This is a genomic window from Nereida sp. MMG025, from assembly GCF_021654165.1.
GTDB lineage: Bacteria > Pseudomonadota > Alphaproteobacteria > Rhodobacterales > Rhodobacteraceae > Nereida.
On record NZ_JAKFZN010000003.1, the window covers coordinates 52051 to 66795 of the forward strand.

Sequence of the window (14745 nt, forward strand, 5' to 3'; positions counted from 1 at the left end):
GTCGCGGCAGGCTTTACCCCAAAGATACGGGTTTTGAAAGGCGCGAACAGTGAGCGACGGGTTTTTCCATGAGGGTGATTTGGTCGGGGTTCTGACGACCCAACCGCTTGACCGTTTGCTGGACTACAAAGCACCCGAAGGCGGATGCCAATTGGGGGCCTTTGTCGAAGTGCCGCTTGGTCCGCGCAAGGTGATTGGTGTGGTTTGGGGCGCCGGGCGTGGCGATTATGACCACATCAAAATTCGCAGTGTTATCAGGGTCATGGATGCAGCACCCATGCGGGCAGAGATGCGTGATTTCTTACGCCGTGCGGCTGATTACACATTAACCCCGATGACAGCCATGTTGCGTCTGGCGACCCGCGCGCCGGGTCTGGGGGATCCGCCATCGATGCGCAAAGTCTATCGGTTAGGGCCAAGTGAGCCTGACCGCATGACAGATGCGCGCCGCAAGGTGCTGGAGGTTCTGCGCGACTACGGTGGGCTCTCGTTTACGCTCAAAGAGCTGGCCGAGATGGCAGGCGTGACATCGTCGGTCGTAAAAGGGTTGGTCAAACAAGGCGCTGTGGCCGAAGAGGATGCGCCGCGCGATACGCCGTTCTTGCACCTTGATGCGGACTTTGGCGGAAAAGACCTTTCAGCCGATCAGGCAAAGGGGGCGGATTTTTTACGCCAAGCCATTCAGTCTGATCGCTACGGCACAACGCTGCTGAAGGGGGTAACCGGCTCTGGCAAGACAGAAGTCTACCTTGAGGCGGTTGCAGAATGTTTGCGCAAGGGGCGCCAAGCCCTTGTTCTACTGCCCGAAATTGCCCTGACCTCTGAATTCCTGACGCGGGTTGAGGCGCGGTTTGGTGCGCGTCCTGCGGAATGGCACAGCGGTGTGACGATGACCGAACGCAGACGCGCGTGGAAGATGGTTGGCGTGGGCGCGGCGCAATTGGTTGTGGGGGCACGGTCAGCGTTGTTTTTGCCCTATCAGAACCTTGGGCTGATCATTGTCGATGAAGAGCATGACACGTCATACAAGCAAGAAGACGGCGTGTTGTACAACGCCCGTGATATGGCGGTTTTGCGTGCCTCTATTGTTGGAGCACAGGTTGTTTTGGCCAGTGCGACGCCCTCCCTTGAAAGCTATGTGAATGCCGAACAGGGCAAATATGCCAAACTGGAGTTAACAAGTCGTTACGGTCCTGCCGTTATGCCGAAAATGCGTGCCGTCGATATGCGTGACGAGGTTTTGCCATCGGACAAATGGATCAGTCCGGCGCTTGCGCAATCCGTTCAGGCACGGATCGAAAAAGGTGAGCAATCTCTGCTGTTTATCAACCGTCGTGGCTATGCGCCGATCACGTTGTGCCGTGCGTGTGGTCATCAGATCGGGTGTGACGATTGTGATGCGCGCATGGTTGAACATCGGTTTCTCAAGCGGTTGGTCTGCCACCAATGCGGCGAGACAAAACCGATGCCCACGGTCTGTCCATCGTGCGAGGCCGAGGACCGTTTGGCCCCTGTCGGTCCAGGTGTAGAGCGCCTGACGGAAGAAGCTACTGCGTTGTTTCCAAATGCAAAAGTTGTCACACTCAGTTCGGATTTGTTCGGTTCTGCGCGGGCCATGAAAGAGCAAATCGAGGCAATTGCGGCAGGGGATGCGGATGTGATCATCGGCACGCAACTGGTGGCCAAAGGGCATAACTTTCCCAAGCTGACTTTGGTGGGGGTCATTGATGCGGATTTGGGGCTTCAGGGGTCTGATTTGCGGGCGGCTGAACGCACGTTTCAACTGATGCGCCAGGTCGCGGGGCGGGCAGGGCGCGCCGAGGTTGCAGGCGAGGCGATGTTGCAGACCTATCAGCCTGAACACCCTGTAATTAAAGCTATTTTATCGGGTGATGAAGATGGGTTTTGGGCGGCGGAAGCCCGCGAGCGTGAAGCTGCGGGCGTGCCGCCTTTCGGCCGCATGGCAGGGATTATTCTGTCCTCGCCCAATGTCCAGGAGGTCTTTGATTTGGGGGCGGCGATGGTGCGGGGGGATGGGCCGTTGCGCGCGATTGGGGCGCAGGTTTTCGGGCCTGCACCGGCACCTATCGCGCGGATCCGCGGGCGCCACCGTGTCAGATTGCTGGTGAAGGCCGAAAAAACCGCGCCTTTACAAGGGGCTATCGCAAAATGGGTGGCGCAGTTCAAACCGCCCAACACGCTTAGGCTGACCGTCGATATTGATCCGCAAAGCTTTTATTGAGGGCGAAAATCGCATGTATGGCCTAGCGTCTGCTCACGGTATGGCAATGCGTCAGACGTTCTGACATCGCCAGATCGGGCAACACCCTGCATTTGGCCCCGTAATTCATACCAGTTCTAGCGGCTTGGTTAGAAGCTTCTTGGCAGGGCGGTGGCTTGGGCGTAAAGCCTTGGCCATGCGATTTGTAAAACTCTCTGATGCGCAGACCTTGCCATTCTGGCGGCAGCCTGTGGCGTTGCTGTTTTTGATGGCGGCTTCGATGCCCATTGCGTTTTCAACGTGGTCTGCGCTGTTGAACAACTTTGTGATCGAGGTGGCGCAGTTTGACGGAGGCGACATTGGGTGGCTGCACACGGTGCGCGAGATACCGGGATTTCTGGCCATCGGTGTCATTGCGATCCTTTTGTTCATGCGCGAGCAGGTCTTGGGGTTGGTTTCGTTGATCCTGCTTGGCGTGGCCACGGCGTTGACGGCGTATTTCCCCACGATGGGGGGGATTTTGGTGCTGACCATGCTGTCGTCGATCGGATTTCACTATTACGAGACGGTCAACCAGTCGCTTCAGTTGCAGTGGATTGACAAGGCGCGCGCGCCGCAAACGCTTGGCTGGCTGATCAGCGCGGGATCCTTTGCGACCCTGCTGGTTTATGTGGCGCTGTGGCAGCTTTGGGAGGCGCTGAGCCTGAGTTATACAGGGGCGTATATGACCGGCGGGCTTATCACGGCGATGCTGGCTGTGTTCGCGTTTTTTGCCTATCCGCAATTTGAAAGCCCCAACCCGCAGCGCAAACAGATGGTGCTGCGCAAACGCTATTGGCTGTATTATGCGCTGCAGTTCATGTCGGGTGCGCGGCGACAGATTTTCGTGGTCTTTGCTGCCTTTATGATGGTGGAAAAATTCGGCTATGCGGTGGATGAGATCACCTTGCTGATGATGATCACGCTGATCGCCAATATGGTCTTTGCCCCTGTGATCGGGAAGGTTGTTGGGGTGTTCGGCGAACGGCGCGCGTTGGTCTTTGAATACACAGGGCTGTTCGTGGTTTTTGTATGCTATTCGGGGCTGTATTATCTGGATTGGGGCGTTGTTCTGGCGGCCACGCTCTATGTTGTGAACCACATTTTCTTTAGCCTTGCGTTGGCGATCAAGACCTATTTCCAAAAGATCGCGGACCCGCAGGACATTGCGCCCACGGCGGCTGTGGCCTTTACCATTAACCATATTGCAGCGGTCTTTTTGCCCGCGCTTTTGGGATATGTCTGGCTGACTTCGCCGGGGATGGTCTTTTTTCTGGCCGCTGGTATGGCGGCGGTGTCGCTGATGTTGTCGCTGCTTATTCCGCGCCATCCAGAGGCGGGCAACGAGACTGTGTTCTCGCGCTATGTGGCAACACCAGCCGAGTGATCCTATATCATAGAGCAAAGGAGATTTGCGCGATGATGTTTTTCCAAAAAAAGAAGATGCAGATGGTGGCCGCGGATGCAGCGCTGCCGGGGCGCGATTTTGCGATCCCCACGGCCGAGACGCATTTTGTGAACGGGCGTCCGTTGAACATGGATGTGCCCGAGGGCATGGAAGAGGCCATGTTCGGGATGGGCTGCTTTTGGGGCGTGGAGCGGATGTTCTGGGGCCTTGAGGGTGTTTATCTGACGATGGTCGGCTATGCGGGCGGCTACACCCCCAATGCGACCTATGATGAGGTATGTGGCGGTCAGACGGGCCATAACGAGGTGGTGCGGGTGGTCTATGATCCGCAGGTGATCGGGTATGCGGATTTGCTGAAGGTGTTTTGGGAAGGGCATGATCCGACCCAAGGCATGCGGCAGGGCAATGACATGGGCACGCAATACCGCAGCGGCATCTATTGGTATTCAGATGCTCAGCAGGCGCTGGCGCTGGACACAAAGCAAGCGTTTCAAGAGCGGCTTCAGGCGGCAGGCTATGGCGCAATCACCACGGAAGTTCTGCAAGCGCCGGAGTTCTATTTTGCAGAAGAGTATCATCAGCAGTATCTGGCCAAAAACCCCGCGGGGTATTGCGGGATTGGCGGGACGGGCGTGAGCTGCCCTGTCGGTGTGGGCGCCTGACCGACAGGGGCGGGGGCGTGGCCCCCGCGCGACAGGTTTGGTTGGGGGCGCTGCCCCCAAACCCCCGAGGTATTTGAACAACAATGAAGTTGATTGGTTGGGGCGTCGCAGGTAAGCGAGCGTTCAAAGGAGACTGCCATGACCACTTGGACCGCACTGACCACTTTGACGGGTAAATCGCAGGCTGAGGCCTTGGGCGAGGCGCTTGAGGCGTTGAACCCCGAGCCGACGGGCGTGGGGGTGTTTGAGGTCGAGGATGGATCGGGGCTTTGGGAGGTCGGGGGGTATTTTATTCAAAGCCCTGATCAGGCAGGGCTTGCTTTGCTGGCGGCCTTGCACGGCGCCAAGGATTTTACGGTGTCCGAGTTGCCTGAAACCGATTGGGTGGCCCATGTGAAGCGTGAGTTGGCCCCTGTGGAGGCGGGACGGTTTGTTGTTTATGGCAGTCATGATGCCGATGCGCTGCCTGAAGGAAAGATCGGTTTGTTGATCGAGGCGGCGATGGCCTTTGGGACGGGGCATCACGGGACGACCTTGGGGTGCCTGCGCGCGTTGGATGCATTGGTGGACGACGGGTTTGAAGGCCAGAATGTGGCCGACATTGGGTGCGGGACAGCTGTATTGGCGATGGCGGCTGCCAAGATTTGGCCGCAAACGGTGCTGGCCAGTGACATTGATGAGGTGGCCGTTGATGTGGCGCGCGCCAATGCGGTTGCCAATGATCTGGACGGGCGGCTGATTTGCGTGGAGGCCGCTGGATTTGATGCGCCTCAGATTGCCAAGCGTGCGCCATTTGATCTGGTCTTTGCCAATATATTAAAGGGGCCGCTGCTGATGCTGGCGCAGGATATGTGGGGCGCGACGAGCGATGGGGGCTATGTGATTCTATCGGGAATTTTGAACGAGCAGGCCGATGAGGTGTGTGATCATTATTGCGGATTTGGCTACAGTCTTTGGCGTCGCGAAGAGATTGGTGAGTGGTCGACGCTGGTTTTGCGCAAATAAGGCGAATTAAGGTTACCAAAAGGTAATCGCCCCAATTTTGCCACATTTCGCCTTGAAATTGCTTGAAGTCGAGGTGGGGGCCTCAACAAACGGAGAGGCTGTCATGTCACAACAGCTTCAATTTGATAAAAAAATGAAACGGTTGTCCCTTAAGCACCGGCGGTTGGCGCGTGGGGCGGTTACGTCTGTAAATCACGACGGTTTGATTATTGCCCGTCCCAAACGCGCGAGTGGCGATTTCCCTTTGAAGGGGATTTTGCTGACCGTGGCGGCCTTCTTTTTGTTCAAAGGGTATCTTTTGGCAGCCGAAGGACCGATCACGTATCTTGAGCGCGTGGCGGAGTTGGAAAACGGATCAACGGTTGGCAAAATTGGTGCCTTCGTGATGCAGGCGGACGTCCTGACGATGTATATTGCCGAACATCTTGCGCGTTTTGTCTAAACGCATGCACACATGAAAAGGGCCGCTCGGATGACTGAGCGGCCCTTTTGATTTAAATGGCTGTCGCCATTAAAAGTTTTCGATATCACCGCGCGACAGGCCGATGTCACCAAGCTCACGCAATGTGAGTTTTGTCAGCGCATTGCGTGTGATGCGTTTGTCGTTCCAGTCCTTGAGGGTGGCGACGGACGCGATTGCTGTTTTCATGATGCGACCGAACCCTTGGGCTGGCGCGAGGCGGGTGGTGTCAATTACGGCCATGAGTCCGTGTCCTTTTGTCAAAATTTGATGTCGTCTGAGCCGCAAATAGGAAGCCCTGCAAAAGCTGACTAGCGGCTTTTTTTGCATGGGTCCCATGCGTTTTTTGCATAGGTCGAAAACGGACAATTCGGATGTCGTATTCAGAATAGGATGCTACGATAAGTGTCGAAAACGGAACGAAAAATGACGATTTTGCCTGATCACCGCCAAAGGCATCACGCGCGTAAAATTTAGCCTAATTTGTTGGATATGCGCAAAGTGATGCGCCTGCGCCACAGCAGCCACCTGGCGCGTTTCCATTTGGCAAGTGTTCGCCTTTCGTGCTACTTACTTGGCCAAGCAATAAAAATGTTTGAGGGCGGCAGTGCGCATCATCGGAATTGACCCTGGGTTGAATAACATGGGGTGGGGCATCATCGATGTGGATGGCCCACGTTTGCGTCATGTTGGCAATGGTGTTTGTAAGTCGTGGGGCGACGATTTGGGCGCGCGGCTCTTGTCTTTGCACATGGCGCTGACGGCTGTAGTGGCGGAATTTGCCCCGACATCTGCGGCTGTCGAGCAAACATTCGTGAATAAAGACGGGGCTGGCACGCTGAAATTGGGCCAAGCGCGCGGTATTGCGATGCTGGTGCCTGCGCAGGCAGGGCTGGTGATCGGGGAATATGCGCCCAACGCTGTCAAAAAGACCGTTGTGGGTGTGGGCCATGCCGATAAGGGCCAAGTTGCGCATATGGTGAAGATGCAATTGCCCGGTGTGCAGATTGCAGGGCCTGATGCGGCAGATGCGCTTGCCATTGCGATTTGTCATGCGCACCATCGCGGAATGGACAGCCATTTGGAGCGCGCTTTGCGCAAAGCGGTATGATTGGAAAGCTACAGGGCAGGTTGGATTATCGCGGCCCGGATCATGTGATGATCATGGTCGGCGGCGTGGGGTATCTTGTGTTTTGTTCCGAGCGGACACTGGCGGCGCTGCCTGCGGTTGGTGGGCCTGTGGCGCTTTACACCGATTTGCTGGTGCGCGAGGACCTGTTGCAACTGTTCGGGTTCACAACACCGATGGAAAAGGAATGGCATCGGTTGTTGATGGGTGTTCAAGGGATCGGTGCAAAAGCGTCCATGGCGATTTTGGGCGCTTTGGGGCCTGATGGTTTGAGCCGCGCGATTGCGATGGGTGATTGGGCCAGTGTAAAGGCGGCCAAAGGTGTGGGGCCGAAAACAGCGCAGAAAGTTGTGATTGACCTGAAGGACAAGGCGCCTGCGGTGATGGCCATGGGCGGTGATCTAGCGCAGGATTTGGCGCAAGTGCCAGAAGATGAGGCGCAGGTGATTGAGCCAGCGGTTGTTCCTGTTGGCCCTTCGGCGCAGTCCGAGGCGTTGTCGGCGCTTGGCAATCTGGGCTACGCCCCGCAGGATGCCGCGCGCGCGGTTGCGCAGGCGGCGGGCGAGGGCGCAGACGGTACGGGCGCGCTGATCAAAGCGGCGCTCAAGCTGCTGGCACCGAAAGGGTAGGCGATGGACAGCGATCCCGCATTGCGCCCCGAACGGATGGCCGAGGACACTGACCGCGCGTTGCGTCCGCAGGGTCTGGACGAATTCATCGGCCAGGCCGAGGCGCGCGCGAACCTGAAGGTCTTTATAGAAAGCGCGCGGCGGCGCGAGCAGGCGATGGACCATACGTTGTTTCATGGTCCGCCCGGTCTTGGCAAAACGACGTTGGCGCAGATCATGGCGCGTGAATTGGGTGTGAATTTTCGGATGACCAGCGGGCCTGTGCTGGCCAAGGCGGGGGATCTGGCGGCGATCCTGACCAATCTGGAAGCGCGTGATGTGCTGTTCATTGACGAAATTCACCGCTTGAACCCTGTGGTCGAAGAAGTGCTCTATCCCGCGCTTGAGGATTTTGAACTGGATCTGGTGATTGGCGAAGGCCCTGCGGCCCGCACCGTGCGGATCGAATTGCAGCCCTTTACGCTGGTGGGCGCGACGACGCGTTTGGGGCTTTTGACGACGCCGCTGCGCGACCGCTTTGGCATACCGACGCGGCTGCAGTTTTACACCACCGATGAATTGCACGAGATCGTGCGCCGCGGTGCACGGTTGCTTGGTGTGAAGGCCGAAGATGACGGGCTGCGCGAGATTGCCAAACGCGCACGCGGCACCCCGCGGATTGCGGGGCGGCTGTTGCGGCGGGTCGTGGATTTTGCGCTGGTGGACGGTGACGGCGTGATCACCAAGGCGCTGGCCGATGGGGCGCTGACGCGTCTGGGTGTGGACCATCTGGGGTTGGACGGGGCCGACAGGCGGTATTTGAGCTTGATCGCAGAAAATTATCAGGGTGGGCCTGTGGGGGTCGAGACGATGTCGGCGGCCCTGTCGGAAAGCCGCGATGCGCTGGAAGAGGTGATTGAGCCGTATCTGCTGCAACAAGGGTTGATCCAGCGCACGCCGCGCGGGCGGATGCTGGCGCAAAAGGCGTGGGACCACCTTGGGATGGCGGCCCCGAAAGGCACGGGCAAAGATACGGGCGATCTGTTTGGATAAGATGGGGATAGGCGGATGAGCGATCTGGAAACCTATGATGCCAAGGCGGTTGAGCGGCTTTTTACCCGTTCGGACGGGCAGTATGTGTTTGCGCGATGGGGTCGTGCGATTGCGCCGGTGGTATTTGGTGTGAACGAAGCGACGCTTGAGGTGTTCAAGGGCGCGTGTGAGGCGGTGGTCACGCTGGCGGGCCACAAGATGACCGATGTGGACCCCGAGCTTGGCACCAATCTGATGGTGTTTTTCTGCAAAGACTGGGGTGAACTGACCGAGGTGCCGCATCTGGACCGATTGGTGCCCGACCTTGTGCCGCTTGTGGCACGCTTGAAGGGGGCGGATGCCAACCAATACCGTATCTTCCGGTTCGATGAGGCGGGTGGGATCAAAGCGTGTTTCGTCTTTTTGCGGCTTGATGAGGTTTTGGCCGACACACCTGCAGAGACAATCGCCCTGAGCCAGATGGCCCAGATGATTGTCTTGTGGTCGGACGAGGCGTTTTTAGGCAGCTCGCCCTTGGCGGTGGTGCCTGACGGTGGTGTGATCCTCAAGCCGCAAGTGGGGGATGTGATCCGCGCGGCCTATGACCCCGTTTTGCCTGTGGTTGCCAATGACGCCAGTCACGCTCTGCGGATATTTGCAAGGATGGGACAGCGCCATGACGCATAAGCTGGACGTGCATGTTTATTATGAAGACACCGATTTGGCGGGGATCGTGTATTACGCCAATTATCTGAAGTTCATCGAACGGGGGCGCACGGAATATGTGCGCGAGATGGGGGTAGATCAGGTAGCGCTGAAACGCGACGAAGGGATCGTCTTTGCGGTGCACCGTGTTGAAGCTGACTATCTGATGCCTGCCAAGTTTGATGATGATCTGGTGGTTGAAACATCCGTTGAGCAGATGACGGGCGTGCGCATGATCTTCAAACAGGACGTGCGGCGCGGCAAAGATCTTTTGTTCAGCGCCTTGGTCACGATTGTTGCGCTCAATGATGCGGGCGGTCCTGCGCGGCTTCCAGCGAATATTCGCCGAAAGCTACATTAGCGCGGGCCATCACACGCTTGTCATAGCATTTGCCATCCACATCGGCTAAACATGGGTTTAATGGAGGCCGCAAAGAGCCCCGTGGCAGATGTAGGCAGTTATGGAACACGCAGCAGATTTCTCAATGTGGGCGCTTTTTGCGCGCGCCACGATTACCGTAAAACTTGTGATGATCATGCTCATCGCGTCCAGTTTCTGGGCGTGGGCGATCATTGTTCAAAAGATCATTCAGTATCGCAAAGCCCGCGCCGAGGCGGCCAAATTCGATCAGGCATTCTGGTCGGGCGAGCCTTTGGACGGGTTGTTTGACCAAATTGGCATGACGCCCGATGGCGCGTCCGAAAAGATTTTCGCCGCTGGTATGATGGAATGGCGTCGTTCGCACCGCACGGATGGCGGTTTGATTGCAGGGGCCACCAGCCGTATTGACCGCGCGATGGATGTCGCCATCGCCCGCGAGGCCGATGAGTTGCAAAAAGGGCTGCCCGTGCTGGCCACCGTAGGGTCGACCACTCCGTTTGTTGGGCTGTTCGGCACGGTTTGGGGCATCATGAACAGTTTTATCGAGATTGCCGAACAGCAAAATACCAACCTTGCTGTGGTCGCTCCCGGTATCGCAGAGGCCTTGCTGGCAACGGGCCTGGGTCTGTTGGCGGCGATCCCTGCGGTGATTTTCTACAACAAACTGTCCTCGGACAGTGACCGCATCGTGAGCGGTTACGAGGCGTTTTCGGATGAATTTGCCACCATCCTCAGCCGTCAGTTGGATAGCTGATATGGGCGCGGGAGTAATGCCATCAGGCTCGGACGGGGGCGGGGGACGCCGCCGCAGACGCCGCCGTGCGACGCAGATGTCGGAAATCAACGTCACGCCATTTGTTGATGTGATGTTGGTGTTGTTGATTATCTTTATGGTTGCGGCCCCTTTGTCCGTGGTGGGCGTGCCTGTTGAGCTGCCCAAGACTGCGGCCAACGCGCTGAGCACGGATCAGGAAGAGCCGCTGACCGTGACGGTCACCGCTGATGGGCTTTTGATGATCCAGACAACCGAGACCGCGGACGCTGATCTGATCCCCAAGTTGCGCGCCATTGCCGCCGAGCGCGAGGACGACAAGATTTTCCTGCGCGCTGATGGTGCCATCGCCTATGAGCGTGTGGTGCAGGTGATGGGCGCGCTGAATGCGGGTGGCTTTTCGAACATCGGCTTGGTCACGGATATCGGCGGGCCAACGTTGGATGGCGCAGCGGTGGAAGGCCAGTAGGCAACACAGATGGCACGTTTGGGCTATATCGTTTCGGGTGTTGGACACGCGAGTTTGATCGGCTTTCTGCTGGTCGGACCAATTTTTACGGCTGAGCCTTTGCCATTCGAGGATGTCGAGGTCAGCGTGATTTCGGGCGAGGAATTCGCAGCCCTGATGGCGCCAAGCCAAGCACCATCCGAGGTGGTCGCCCCCCCTGCACCTGACGTGCCCGAAGCACCAGATGCGCCGCCACCTGCACCGCCAGAAACGCCTGTCGAGACACCTGATGTGGCCCCTGCGCCTGCGCCTGATGTGCCCGATGAAGCGCCTGACGTGACCGAGATTGCGCCTTTGCCGCAAACAGAAGTGACCGATACGCCGCCGCCAACTCCTGCGCCACCTGCTGTGCAGGATGAGCAGGTGACCGTTGTGATTGACGCCAGCAAACGCCCCAAGGCGCGGCCTGCGCCGCGTATTGCGCCAGAGCCCGTGGCCGCCCCGCCAGAAGATGCGCAGCTTGCCGATCAGACCCAGGAGGCCGTGACCGATACCGATGGCGGCGAAACGCTAGCTGAGCCGCAAGAGGCCACGGCCCCCGAAGAAGCGACGACGGAAGTTGTGACCGAAGCCGAAGAACCAGGCGGCGCCCCAACGGCCTCGATGCGTCCGCGCACACGGCCCAATCGGCCCGCACCTGCCGTGGCCGATGATGCCGTGGCCGATGCGCTGGCCGAAGCCCTGTCAGGTGACGGGCAAGAGGCCAGCGAGGCACCAGCCGCTGGTGGCCCGCCCATGTCGGCGGGTGAAAAGCAAAGCCTTGTTGGGCAAATCCAAGGCAAATGGGCCGTGCCACCACGTGTGGTCAGCGATCAGATCAGCATCGTTGTCACCTTTGAGATTGGCCGCGACCGAAAGCCGATCTCTGGCACCGAGCGACTGATCAGTGGCAATGGCAGCGCAGAGCTAAACCAGATTGCCTATCGCGCGGCACGCAGTGCGATTTTCCGCGCAGGGGCGTCCGGTTTTGATTTGCCTGATGACAAATTCGATCAATGGAAAGAAGTTGAAATTACCTTCAATCCATCGGGAATGAGGTTAAAGTGATGCGTAATGTGACCCCAAAGAAGGGACGATTGGCAATGGTTCGGCAGTTTCTGGCAATACTTTGTGTGGCGATGTTATGTGCGCCTGTGATGGCGCAGGCCCAACAGGGGCCGCTGCGGCTGGAAATCAATGACGGGATCATTGAGCCGCTGCCCTTTGCCTTGCCTACCTTTCAGGCCGAAACCCCGAATGCGGGCGAAATGGCCAACCAGATCAGCGCCTTGGTGGCCCAGGATCTGACAGGCACGGGGCTGTTTCGCCAGATTGGATCGGATGCGTTTATCTCAAACGTGAGTGCGTTTTCGGCACCGGTGCAATTTCCCGATTGGCGCGCGATCAATGCGCAGGCGCTGATCACGGGGGCGGTCAGTGTGGATGGTAGCGGGCAGGTCGTGGTGAAATTCCGTCTGTATGACGTGTTTAGCGGCAATGAATTGGGCCAGGGTTTGCAATTTGTCGGCACGACCCAAGGCTGGCGACGCATCGCGCATAAGGTTGCCGATGTGGTGTATGAACGGATCACAGGCGAAGGCCCGTATTTTGATAGCCGCATTGTCTTTGTGGGCGAAACGGGCCCAAAGAATGACCGCCGCAAGCGCCTCGGGATCATGGACTACGACGGCGCCAACACGCAGTATTTGACCGATAGTAGCGCGATTGTGCTGGCCCCCCGCTTTTCGCCAAACGGCGACCGCGTCCTTTATACAAGCTATGAGACGGGCTTTCCGCGCATCTATGTTTTGAACATCGGCAGCGTGAACCGCCGCGCCTTGGACGTCCCTGATGGCACCATGAGCTTTGCCCCGCGCTTTGCGCCCAACGGTCAGACGGTCGTGTTTTCGCTGACCACAGGCGGCAATACGGACCTCTACACACTGGATATCAACAGCGGCCAGCGCACGCGTTTGACATCAACCCCCGCGATTGAAACCGCACCAAGCTATTCGCCTGATGGCAGCCAGATCGTTTTTGAAAGCGACCGATCGGGCAGCCCGCAGATTTACGTGATGCCTGCCGGCGGTGGCGAGGCGCGTCGTTTGTCGAACGGGGCAGGGCGCTACGGCACACCTGTGTGGTCGCCGAAGGGCGATCTGATCGCCTTTACCAAACAAAACAACGGCCGCTTTCATATTGGTGTGATGCGCACCGATGGCAGTGAAGAGCGGTTGTTGACTGCATCGTTTCTGGATGAAGGCCCGACATGGTCGCCCAACGGTCGCGTGATCATGTTCACCCGCGAAACCCAAGGCGAAAACGGCGCTCCTGCGCTGTACTCGGTCGATATTTCGGGACGCAATCTTAAAAAGGTGCGCACCGATACGGCCGCATCTGACCCATCATGGTCGCCATTGCAGCGCTGATATGCTAGGCTGGCAACAATCAATAAACGAGCAAACGAGATACAGGATATTCCAGCTATGAAAACCTTGACCAAAGCAACCTTGCTGATCGGCGCGCTTGCGCTGGCGGCTTGCACTAACGCGGATCGCTTTGGCGATGGCACAGATGGCACCAACCTAAACGGCGCGGGCGCGAACACGGGCGTCGATCCGAATGCTGTCGGTGTGGGCGCGCTTGACCCATCCAGCCCCGAGTATTTCAACCAAACCGTTGGCAACAAAGTCCTTTTTGCTGTGGACCAAAGCACGTTGACCGCTGAAGGCCGTCAAACGCTTGCGGGCCAAGCGGCATGGTTGCAGGCCAACCCGAGCTATATTGCGGTCATCGAAGGGCACGCGGATGAACAGGGCACGCGGGAATACAACCTTGCCCTTGGGGCGCGTCGGTCCAATGCTGTGCGCGAATATCTGGTCAGCCAGGGCATCGCGGGCAGCCGTATGCGCACCTTGACCTACGGCAAGGAACGCCCCTTGGCGGCCTGTTCGACCGAGGCATGCTATGCCCAGAACCGCCGTGCGGTAACGATCATTTCAGCAGGTGGGCTGAGCTAAATGGCGCTGCGTCGGTTTGGTATCGCAATCGCTTTGGTGCTGACGCCTTTTGGGGCCAGTGCCGAAACGCTTGCAGATGTGCGCAATGATCTTGGCGCCCTGCGTGCCGAGATTGCATCGCTGAAAGCAGAGCTTACGGCAACAGGCAGCACTGATCCACTGGCAGGGGATGCACCGACGCTGGACCGCATCCAGACGATGGAGCAAAGCCTGACGCGTCTGACGGCCAAAACCGAGGACTTGGAAATCCGTCTTGGGCGGGTCGTGAGCGACGGGACCAATCGGATCGGCGATCTTGAGTTCCGTATCTGCGATCTTGATCCCGCCTGCGACATTGGCAGCATCGGTGAAACGGCACCTTTGGGGGGCGAGACGTCTGCAGCACCTGCCCCCATTGCACAACCCACGCCAAGCCAAGCACCATCGCTTGCCATCGGTGAACAAGCCGATTTTCAGCGGGCGTCGGAGGCGCTCGCATCAGGTGACTTTCGTGCCGCCGCAGACCAGTTTGCGACCTTTAGCCAGACCTACCCCGGCGGACCGTTAGCCGCCCAAGCCAATCTGCTGCGCGGCGATGCGCTGGCCGGACTTGGTGATATGGCACCCGCCGCACGCGCCTATCTTGAAGCGTTCAGCGCAAACCCAGAGGGCCCCGACGCGCCGCAATCGCTGTTCAAACTTGGCAAAGCCTTGGCCGACTTGGGCCAGACGTCCGAGGCCTGCGTGACCCTTGGTGAAGTGGCAAACCGCTTTCCAACGGCTGAACAGGCGCTTGAGGCGCAATCGGCGCGCCGCAATCTGGGGTGCAGCTGATC

General features: G+C 58.2%; 17 protein-coding genes. 16 read left to right on the top strand and 1 reads right to left on the bottom strand.

Annotated elements, in window-relative coordinates; translation table 11 throughout:
• Positions 1 to 49 precede the first annotated feature (49 nt).
• The 5 genes from L1065_RS09460 (at position 50) to L1065_RS09480 (ending at position 5777) form a co-directional block, all read left to right on the top strand.
• Positions 50 to 2242 (top strand): primosomal protein N', encoded by a 2193-nt coding sequence (locus L1065_RS09460; protein ID WP_237095238.1) that lies wholly within the window; start codon positions 50 to 52, stop codon positions 2240 to 2242.
• A gap of 175 nt (positions 2243 to 2417) precedes the next feature.
• Positions 2418 to 3647: an MFS transporter gene (locus L1065_RS09465; protein WP_237095239.1), complete on the top strand. Its 1230-nt coding sequence runs from the start codon at positions 2418 to 2420 to the stop codon at positions 3645 to 3647.
• A 32-nt stretch (positions 3648 to 3679) separates the two neighbouring features.
• Positions 3680 to 4330, top strand: coding sequence for a peptide-methionine (S)-S-oxide reductase MsrA (msrA, locus tag L1065_RS09470; protein ID WP_237095240.1), 651 nt, complete (start codon positions 3680 to 3682; stop codon positions 4328 to 4330).
• Between the two features lie 138 nt (positions 4331 to 4468).
• Positions 4469 to 5335, top strand: coding sequence for a 50S ribosomal protein L11 methyltransferase (locus L1065_RS09475; RefSeq protein WP_237095241.1), 867 nt, complete (start codon positions 4469 to 4471; stop codon positions 5333 to 5335).
• 52 nt (positions 5336 to 5387) lie between these two features.
• Entirely contained in the window at positions 5388 to 5777 is a 390-nt protein-coding gene (locus L1065_RS09480) for a hypothetical protein (RefSeq protein ID WP_237095242.1), read from the top strand.
• A gap of 69 nt (positions 5778 to 5846) precedes the next feature.
• Here the strand turns inward: L1065_RS09480 and L1065_RS09485 are convergent, their stop codons facing one another.
• Positions 5847 to 6038 carry a DUF1127 domain-containing protein gene (locus tag L1065_RS09485; RefSeq protein ID WP_237095243.1) on the bottom strand — a complete coding sequence of 64 codons (192 nt, stop codon included), beginning with the start codon at positions 6036 to 6038 and terminating at the stop codon, positions 5847 to 5849.
• Between the two features lie 364 nt (positions 6039 to 6402).
• Here L1065_RS09485 and ruvC point away from each other — a divergent pair, with 364 nt between their 5' ends.
• From ruvC to ybgF, 11 genes are all read left to right on the top strand, one after another.
• On the top strand, positions 6403 to 6906 hold the full coding sequence (ruvC, locus tag L1065_RS09490; RefSeq protein ID WP_237095244.1) for a crossover junction endodeoxyribonuclease RuvC: 504 nt from the start codon (positions 6403 to 6405) through the stop codon (positions 6904 to 6906).
• Positions 6903 to 7553 (top strand): Holliday junction branch migration protein RuvA, encoded by a 651-nt coding sequence (ruvA, locus tag L1065_RS09495; RefSeq protein ID WP_237095245.1) that lies wholly within the window; start codon positions 6903 to 6905, stop codon positions 7551 to 7553. The genes ruvC and ruvA overlap by 4 nt, the downstream gene beginning before the upstream one ends.
• A gap of 3 nt (positions 7554 to 7556) precedes the next feature.
• Complete coding sequence (gene ruvB / locus L1065_RS09500) at positions 7557 to 8585, top strand: Holliday junction branch migration DNA helicase RuvB (RefSeq protein WP_237095246.1); 1029 nt, start codon at positions 7557 to 7559, stop codon at positions 8583 to 8585.
• Between the two features lie 15 nt (positions 8586 to 8600).
• Entirely contained in the window at positions 8601 to 9251 is a 651-nt protein-coding gene (locus L1065_RS09505; RefSeq protein ID WP_237095247.1) for a hypothetical protein, read from the top strand.
• The gene (gene ybgC / locus L1065_RS09510) at positions 9241 to 9630 is read left to right on the top strand and encodes a tol-pal system-associated acyl-CoA thioesterase (RefSeq protein WP_305082549.1); all 390 of its coding nucleotides are present in this window, start codon (positions 9241 to 9243) and stop codon (positions 9628 to 9630) included. Before L1065_RS09505 ends, ybgC begins: the two co-directional genes overlap by 11 nt.
• Before the next feature lie 100 nt (positions 9631 to 9730).
• Positions 9731 to 10405, top strand: a complete 675-nt coding sequence (gene tolQ, locus L1065_RS09515) for a protein TolQ (protein ID WP_237095248.1) — start codon at positions 9731 to 9733, stop codon at positions 10403 to 10405.
• A gap of 1 nt (position 10406) precedes the next feature.
• Positions 10407 to 10892 carry a protein TolR gene (tolR, locus tag L1065_RS09520; protein ID WP_237095249.1) on the top strand — a complete coding sequence of 162 codons (486 nt, stop codon included), beginning with the start codon at positions 10407 to 10409 and terminating at the stop codon, positions 10890 to 10892.
• A 9-nt stretch (positions 10893 to 10901) separates the two neighbouring features.
• The gene (locus tag L1065_RS09525; protein WP_237095250.1) at positions 10902 to 11978 is read left to right on the top strand and encodes an energy transducer TonB; all 1077 of its coding nucleotides are present in this window, start codon (positions 10902 to 10904) and stop codon (positions 11976 to 11978) included.
• 35 nt (positions 11979 to 12013) lie between these two features.
• Complete coding sequence (gene tolB / locus L1065_RS09530; protein WP_237095691.1) at positions 12014 to 13339, top strand: Tol-Pal system beta propeller repeat protein TolB; 1326 nt, start codon at positions 12014 to 12016, stop codon at positions 13337 to 13339.
• Between the two features lie 57 nt (positions 13340 to 13396).
• Complete coding sequence (gene pal, locus L1065_RS09535; protein ID WP_237095251.1) at positions 13397 to 13930, top strand: peptidoglycan-associated lipoprotein Pal; 534 nt, start codon at positions 13397 to 13399, stop codon at positions 13928 to 13930.
• Entirely contained in the window at positions 13931 to 14743 is an 813-nt protein-coding gene (ybgF, locus tag L1065_RS09540; RefSeq protein ID WP_237095252.1) for a tol-pal system protein YbgF, read from the top strand. It begins immediately after the preceding gene.
• Positions 14744 to 14745 lie beyond the last annotated feature (2 nt).

Coding starts and splice junctions, on each gene's coding strand:
- L1065_RS09475 (WP_237095241.1), top strand. CDS start 4,469: ATGACCACTTGGACCGCACTGACCACTTTGACGGGTAAATCGCAGGCT.
- L1065_RS09505 (WP_237095247.1), top strand. CDS start 8,601: ATGAGCGATCTGGAAACCTATGATGCCAAGGCGGTTGAGCGGCTTTTT.
- ruvA (WP_237095245.1), top strand. CDS start 6,903: ATGATTGGAAAGCTACAGGGCAGGTTGGATTATCGCGGCCCGGATCAT.
- msrA (WP_237095240.1), top strand. CDS start 3,680: ATGATGTTTTTCCAAAAAAAGAAGATGCAGATGGTGGCCGCGGATGCA.
- ybgF (WP_237095252.1), top strand. CDS start 13,931: ATGGCGCTGCGTCGGTTTGGTATCGCAATCGCTTTGGTGCTGACGCCT.
- L1065_RS09525 (WP_237095250.1), top strand. CDS start 10,902: ATGGCACGTTTGGGCTATATCGTTTCGGGTGTTGGACACGCGAGTTTG.
- L1065_RS09485 (WP_237095243.1), bottom strand. CDS start 6,038: ATGGCCGTAATTGACACCACCCGCCTCGCGCCAGCCCAAGGGTTCGGT.
- tolR (WP_237095249.1), top strand. CDS start 10,407: ATGGGCGCGGGAGTAATGCCATCAGGCTCGGACGGGGGCGGGGGACGC.
- pal (WP_237095251.1), top strand. CDS start 13,397: ATGAAAACCTTGACCAAAGCAACCTTGCTGATCGGCGCGCTTGCGCTG.
- tolQ (WP_237095248.1), top strand. CDS start 9,731: ATGGAACACGCAGCAGATTTCTCAATGTGGGCGCTTTTTGCGCGCGCC.
- tolB (WP_237095691.1), top strand. CDS start 12,014: ATGGTTCGGCAGTTTCTGGCAATACTTTGTGTGGCGATGTTATGTGCG.
- L1065_RS09465 (WP_237095239.1), top strand. CDS start 2,418: ATGCGATTTGTAAAACTCTCTGATGCGCAGACCTTGCCATTCTGGCGG.
- ruvB (WP_237095246.1), top strand. CDS start 7,557: ATGGACAGCGATCCCGCATTGCGCCCCGAACGGATGGCCGAGGACACT.
- ybgC (WP_305082549.1), top strand. CDS start 9,241: ATGACGCATAAGCTGGACGTGCATGTTTATTATGAAGACACCGATTTG.